The sequence below is a fragment of the Paraburkholderia sp. EB58 genome, from assembly GCF_050436665.1.
GTDB lineage: Bacteria > Pseudomonadota > Gammaproteobacteria > Burkholderiales > Burkholderiaceae > Paraburkholderia.
Genome location: NZ_JBNDMQ010000050.1, coordinates 51,895 through 58,222, shown reverse-complemented (window position 1 = coordinate 58,222; position 6,328 = coordinate 51,895). Strand labels below are relative to the sequence as shown.

Annotated in this window: 5 protein-coding genes; 2 read left to right on the top strand and 3 right to left on the bottom strand. The window is 61.7% G+C overall.

The features are described from left to right. Positions 1-51 precede the first annotated feature (51 nt). The 3 genes from P3T40_RS40490 to P3T40_RS40480 all read right to left on the bottom strand — a co-directional run bounded on the left by P3T40_RS40490 (position 52) and on the right by P3T40_RS40480 (position 2,856). Complete coding sequence (locus P3T40_RS40490; protein ID WP_429273299.1) at positions 52-384, bottom strand: hypothetical protein; 333 nt, start codon at positions 382-384, stop codon at positions 52-54. Between the two features lie 224 nt (positions 385-608). Then, a complete protein-coding gene (locus P3T40_RS40485; RefSeq protein ID WP_429273302.1) occupies positions 609-1,319 on the bottom strand; it encodes a fimbrial protein in 711 nt (236 codons plus the stop codon). Between the two features lie 667 nt (positions 1,320-1,986). After that, positions 1,987-2,856 (bottom strand): LysR family transcriptional regulator, encoded by an 870-nt coding sequence (locus P3T40_RS40480; protein WP_429273298.1) that lies wholly within the window; start codon positions 2,854-2,856, stop codon positions 1,987-1,989. A 304-nt stretch (positions 2,857-3,160) separates the two neighbouring features. Between P3T40_RS40480 and P3T40_RS40475 the strand changes: the two genes are divergently transcribed. Both P3T40_RS40475 and P3T40_RS40470 read left to right on the top strand, forming a co-directional pair. Next, complete coding sequence (locus P3T40_RS40475; protein ID WP_429273297.1) at positions 3,161-5,527, top strand: GNAT family N-acetyltransferase; 2,367 nt, start codon at positions 3,161-3,163, stop codon at positions 5,525-5,527. Between the two features lie 351 nt (positions 5,528-5,878). After that, a complete protein-coding gene (locus P3T40_RS40470) occupies positions 5,879-6,193 on the top strand; it encodes a hypothetical protein (protein ID WP_429273296.1) in 315 nt (104 codons plus the stop codon). Positions 6,194-6,328 lie beyond the last annotated feature (135 nt).

Below are 6,328 nucleotides of genomic sequence, written 5' to 3'. Positions count from 1 at the left end.
GCAGAAAATTCCGGCCCTGGTCCGATCCATGTTTCAACATCCGTCAGTTCGCTACGCGGCGTGATCATGTCCGCTTACTTTGTTTCGGCTTAGTAATTCTTGTTTCAAGACTTGACCGTTTCGCAAACCCTCGAACAACTCGGCATCGAGTTTGGCGTCTGCCTCAGCGTTGCTGGCAATTTCGTCGAACGTGAAGAGCAGTTTCGCGCGGGTAGCGGGAGACGAATTGCACTGTTCAATAGCGCGGGCGAGTGCGGCGAGCTTGGCAAACCGTTCGACATTTCGCTGCGCTGCCTCCACCGCTTTATCGAGGATGCCGTCGATCAGTTGAACGCTGGCGGGTAGTTCAAGCGCTGCTGGGGTACGAGGTGTATTTTCGCTCATGATCCGATTGTCCTGGGAGAGGGTTCTAGGCGACCGTGGACACACCTGACCGCGAACCCGCTGCCGTTTTTCGACGGTAACGGAAGTATAGAGCATCGGGTATCACAGACCACACTCGCAGCCGGGCGAGAGACCGGAGCCACAATGTGCGACTTTCAAGAGGCGCGTTGGTCTGACTCGCCGGATTGACGCGAACGCCAGGCGTCGCCCGGTCCCGCTCCGCGTCATTGATAGGAAATAGTGTAGGTAAGGGCGCCTTTTACGATGCCAGGTCCAAGCGTATCCGTGCGGTAGTACTGAACAGCCAGTTGAATCGGATAGGTTCCGCCCGTCGCTGCGTTGTACGCGGTGACTGTGTTGGGAGTGCCGAGACCGACCGGATTGTTCGAGGAGTCCCTGAGGGCAAAGCCGACGCCTTTTGCACTGGAGCCCGATCCGGCGAGGAATGTCCCGTTGGCTGCAGCAATCACGCCGGCCGGTGCATCAAGTTGATAGGTGATCTGGTTCATGCCTGCGGGGCAGTTGGTGAGGGTGATTCGGAATGGCGTGTTTCCGGCAGAGGATCCTACGGTCGGAAGATCCTTCGGCCCAACGTAGGGCATTGTCAGCGACTGATCGGCCACTATCTGACAAGTGGCTGCGGTGATGCTGCCGGCCGTAGCGGCCCGCATGGTTACGACTGCCACCGTACTTTGCGCGAACGTACCGACCAGACTTCCGTCAATCGTTCCCGTCCCGACGGGCCCGGTTACGACTACTTCTATGCCGAAATACGCTGAGTTAAAGGCCCAGGTACCGGTATAGTTACCGTAGTTTGTGGGGCTGTAGTACTGACGCGATCCGGTTGCGCCCTGCGCACGGTAGAACCGCATTCCGATACCCGGCACATTAGTGGCATACGTACTGGGACTGCTGGCAACCTGGGTCCCCCCGATACGGTGTAAGACCAGCTGTCATTGCTATTACAGGACATATAAACGCCGGTCGCTGGGGTCGCTTCAGTTTGAGCCGAGTAGAGGACTGTCCCAATTGCCGCGTCGCGTGGCACCGTGAGTTGCGGGATCGTATACGTATAGCTGAGCGGACCCGCACCATTCTGCCAGGTGCAGGTGGCGTGTGCCATCGTCGTACCAAGCAGGAAAATCAGAAGTGTTTGGCAGATGAAGCGGCAAGTGCGCGACAGACTCCATGTGTGTGCCGACATCCTTGTCTTGCCCAATAGGCGCTCCACGTAGGCGGTCTGATTCATTAAGCGGTTCATTTTGCCCCTCAATTTGAGAAAGTAGTTCACGGCGAGCGCGTTGTGTCCGGCGATGAGGCATTTCGCTATTCGATCGCCAGTGTTGTCTGCATGACGAGAGCGATGAGGTCGACGAAAGCGCTGCGTTGAACAGTCGTAATTGAGCGAGCCGCGCTGTATGCCAGCGCCGGGTTTGGTGCAGATTAGTCGTTCACGACGCTATCAAATAAGGTTTCGGCATCGCTGGCATAGACAAATTCTGGCCTTCCGATGTCTCAATAAACATCGGAATATTCCGAATCGAGTGAGAAAATTCTTATAGATGGATTCGTGAAAGCCGATGCGAGGCTGAGTGACTCCCCTCACCCCATCTTCAAAACCTCTTCCCTCATCCAACTGGCAAATGCCTGCACATGCTCAAGCGCCGCGTGGCGTTGCGCCACGTCGAGCCAGTAGCCATACGGCCCGCTAACCTCGATGTCCGAGATTCGCGCGAGACTCCCATCTGCGAGTTCCTCGACGATCATGTTGCGATCCACGACCGCCAGCCCGGCGCCTTTACGCGCCGCATGAATCGCCTGCTCCAGATTCGAGAACTCGATGCCGTTTTCAGCGTAACGCGACGGCAGGGCCGCCGTCGCGAGCCAGTTCGGCCACAGATCAAGCCGTGCCTCGTTGTGCAGCACATGCAGCGCGGGCATGTGTTCGAGCACAGCCTCGAGCGGGCGCCCGAGCAGATGCGGTGCACCGACCAAAGTGTGCCGCTCGATCATCAGCAATTCGGAATGCGCATCGGGCAGCGCTTCGCGGCCGAAACGGATATTGCAGTGACAATCCTCGGTCGGCTCGGTCCGGATCGACAATTCGACATCCGGCAACTCCACCGCCAGCGAGCCGAGCCGCGGCGAAAACCACTGTGTAGCGAAGGTGGGCGGTACAGATAGCACGAGGCGCCGCCGTCCTTTGGCGGTGGTGACCTGGCGCGTGCCGCGCTCGATCGTATCGAACGCCTCCGACACGCACGGCAGCAACTGCAAACCCGCCGCCGTCAAACGGATGCCCTTGTGGTCGCGCTCGAAGAGTTTCGCGCCGAGCGACTCCTCCAGAATCTTGATCTGCCTGCTCACGGCGCCCTGCGTCACGCACAACGCGCTCGCCGCGCGGTTGAAGCTCAAATGACGTGCGGTCTCTTCGAAGAAGCGCAACGCAATCAGCGATGGCAAGCGCCGCATAACTTCACCTTCTGTCTTTTCTGGTCGTCCGGTGGCGCGCCCGGATGGCGCCTCCTACCGTCGGCAATGGTTGTCTTCGACGCCGCGTCGTCTGCAACACGCGTCATGGCGTGAATTGTCGCATTTTGGAGCGCACTTTGAGCGGGAGCAGGCAAAAAATGCGCCCGCTTGGGAGCAGGTCAAGCGGCCCGCCGGGCCAAAAGGTTTCCTGCCCCGGCTTCCGCGCAACGGCCCGACATCGCCTATCCTGAGGGGGACGCGTGTTCGTCTTGAACGCACCCCCTTTCGATGCGCGGAGCGCCCCGTGACCGTTCGCAATCTCGATGCCCTGTTTCGACCGAAATCCGTCGCTGTGATCGGCGCTTCGCGGCAGCCGCGCAGCACCGGCGCCATGGTGTGGGCGAGCGTACTAGGGGGCGGCTTCGACGGCCCGCTTTGGCCGGTGAACCCGAAATACGACGCGCTCGATGGCCATCCAGCCGTGGCGGACGCGGGCGATCTGCCCGAGGCGCCCACGGTGGCGCTGATCTGCACGCCCCCTGCGACATGGCCTGGCATCGTCCACAAGCTCGGCGGCCTCGGCACACGCGCGGCGATCATCGTCGGGGAAGTGCATAGCGATGAAGACCGTCTCGCGCTCAGGCACGCGCTTTCGGCGGCGCGGCCGAATCTGCTGCGGATTGTCGGCCCAGGAAGTCTGGGAGTGGTATCGCCCGCGCTGCGCGCGCACCTGGGTGCGCCATCGCGCCTCGTGAAGGCGGGCGGGGTGGCGTGGGTGTCGCAGTCGAATGCACTGACGAATGCAGTGCTCGGCTGGGCATATGCGCGCGGCCTGGGTTTTTCACACGCGGTGGCCCTCGGCGGCGAGGCAGATGTGGATGCGGGCGACGTGCTCGACTATCTGGCGAGCGACCCGGGCACGCGCGCGATCCTGCTCGAACTGGATACGGTCCGCGCGGCCCGCAAGTTCATGTCCGCTGCGCGCGCGGCGGCGCGCAACAAGCCAGTCCTGGCACTGCGCTCGGGCCGCGCCGATCCCGCAGACGGGCTCTACACGGCGGCGTTCCGTCGCGCCGGCATGGTGCGCGTCGACTCGCTCGACGACCTGCTCGACGAAATCGAAACCTTGGGCGTGGGCCGGGTCGCGGCCGGGGCGACGGCGACGCTGATCACCAGCGACCGCGGCGTGGCCACGCTAGCGTGTGATGCGTTCGCAGCGGCGGGTGACACGCTGGCGCAGTGGCCCCTAGAGGCTACGGACGCGGTCGCCAAGGCGCTGCCTCGTGGGGTTCCTGGTAACCCGCTGCTGCTTGGTGACGACGCGAGGGCAGAGGATTTCGGCTGTGCGTTGCGCATGCTGGCGGAATATCGGGCAACCGGCACGGCGTTCGTGGTTCACGCGTCGACGCACAACGCACCGGTCGGCGAGGTCGCGCAGGCGCTGATTGCGAATCAACGGTTCGCGTATCGTGGGCTGCTGGTGTGTTTCTTCGGTGGGGTCGACGCCGCGACGCGCGATGCGTTGCACGCGCAGGGCATTCCGGTCCACACGACGCCACAGCGGCTCGCGCGGGCCTTCGCACGTCTGGTCGATTACCGCTTGGGGCGCGAGTTGCTGATGCAGACGCCGGAGGGACTACCGGCGCAGATCCCCGCCGAAATCGACGCGGCCCAGGCACAGGCACGCGCGGCCTTGGCAGCGGGCGAGAACACGCTCACTGAAGAACCCGCGGTGAGTCTGCTCGCGCATTTCGGGTTGCGCGTCGAGTCGCGCGAGTCGACCCAGGACATGATCGTCGACATCGACGTCGAACTACACGACGACGACAACTTCGGCCCGGTGTTCCGCTTTACGACGCCGTCGGCCGATGGTGTGTCGGCGCCGCTGCGGGTCTTCGGCCTGCCGCCGCTCAATCCCATGCTGGCGCGCGATATGGTGACCCGTTCGCCTTACGCCCGCGTCGCCGCGCCCGAGCCGGTGCTGGCCGCTTTTACGGCGCTCTCGCAAGCGGTGTGCGATGTGCGCGAGATCGTCGGCTTAACGCTTGCGTTGCGCGTGTTTCGCGAGCACACCGCGGTCGTTGCGCCCTGTATCCGGCTCGGCGCCAAACGCAGCCGGCTCGCGATCATGCCGTATCCGCGCCGCTACGAAGAAACGCTCGACTGGCACGGCTTGCGCATCACGGTGCGGCCCATCCGTCCGGAAGACGAAGCCGCTCATCATGACTTTGTCGAAGCCATGACGCCCGACGACCTGCGTCTGCGATTTTTTGGCGCGGTGGGCAGCTTCGATCATTCGCAGCTCGCGCGCATGACGCAGATCGACTATGACCGGGAAATGGCGTTGATCGCGACGGTCCCGTGCGACGAGGGTTTCACGCGGACGCTGGGCGTGGTGCGCGCGGTCGCGGATCCCGATAACGAAACCGCGGAGTTCGCGGTGGCGATACGTTCGGATCAGAAGGGGCGGCAACTCGGCAGACTGCTAATGGAGAAGATCATCGCGTACGCCCGCACGCGTGGCACGCACTGGCTAGTAGGCGAAGCGTTGCGCGAGAACGCGCCGATGATCGGGCTGGCCCGTGCGTGTGGTTTCACGATCACACCGACCGAAGATCCTGGCGTAGTGGGGTTCAGGATGGCGCTGGATGAGGCGGAAGCCGCGGCGTAGCGCGGGGGGCCATCCTGTGGCGCTACGGCGCAAATCGCTGCTGCAAGGCTGCCGCAACGCGCGTCAGCAATGAGTGTGTAGGACCGTTCCGAAACGTCCGGGGCGAAGAGACGGTTGGCTGCTTCAGAAGCGACTGTCTCGCATGTCGGTTTCCCATGTCGCGCCTTTGAGAATCCTCTGAGTGTTTGCCGCGCTCGATTCCGATATATTTTTTTGCTTCATTCAGCGATGCCAATTGCAGTGCCGTCGCCCTGTTCGCGGTGTGGCTGTATCACAGGTTCAGTGCCCATTCACGTCATTGGACAAGCTCGGCTCGCTGAGCAAATCAAAAATGTTTCGACCGATATTCAAATGGATAACCTCGCTGTCTCCGATCAGTTCATTAAATCGTTACTGTTCGCGTTTTTCCTGAGTGCTGTAATCATTTTTGTCCTGCAACTGACCAATCTCATCGACCCGGATCACCTTGTGGGTCGCGAAGGGATCGCATGGCTGGTCGCTACCGTCATCTGCGTCGCCGAGCCGCTGTTGCGTCATCAAGGCGTCCTGAAGGGAGCCATCGAAAGCCGGATCGGGGAGTTCACCAAAGCGAGCGCACTCGGCCGTCTGATCGGCGCGCCAGCAGGCTGCCTGTTTGCCTGGGCCATTGCGATAGTCGGGTCTTAAGTCGAATTTTTGTGCGCATTTGCAAAATATCGTCAAGGATTCCAGATTAATTCGAGATGGGTCAACGGCCTGCACGGGCAGCCGTTAAACACACGACCACTACCAGGTCGCCCATTCAATCATGGCTTTTTTCAG

Coding starts and splice junctions, on each gene's coding strand:
- P3T40_RS40490 (WP_429273299.1), bottom strand. CDS start 384: ATGAGCGAAAATACACCTCGTACCCCAGCAGCGCTTGAACTACCCGCC.
- P3T40_RS40480 (WP_429273298.1), bottom strand. CDS start 2,856: ATGCGGCGCTTGCCATCGCTGATTGCGTTGCGCTTCTTCGAAGAGACC.
- P3T40_RS40470 (WP_429273296.1), top strand. CDS start 5,879: ATGGATAACCTCGCTGTCTCCGATCAGTTCATTAAATCGTTACTGTTC.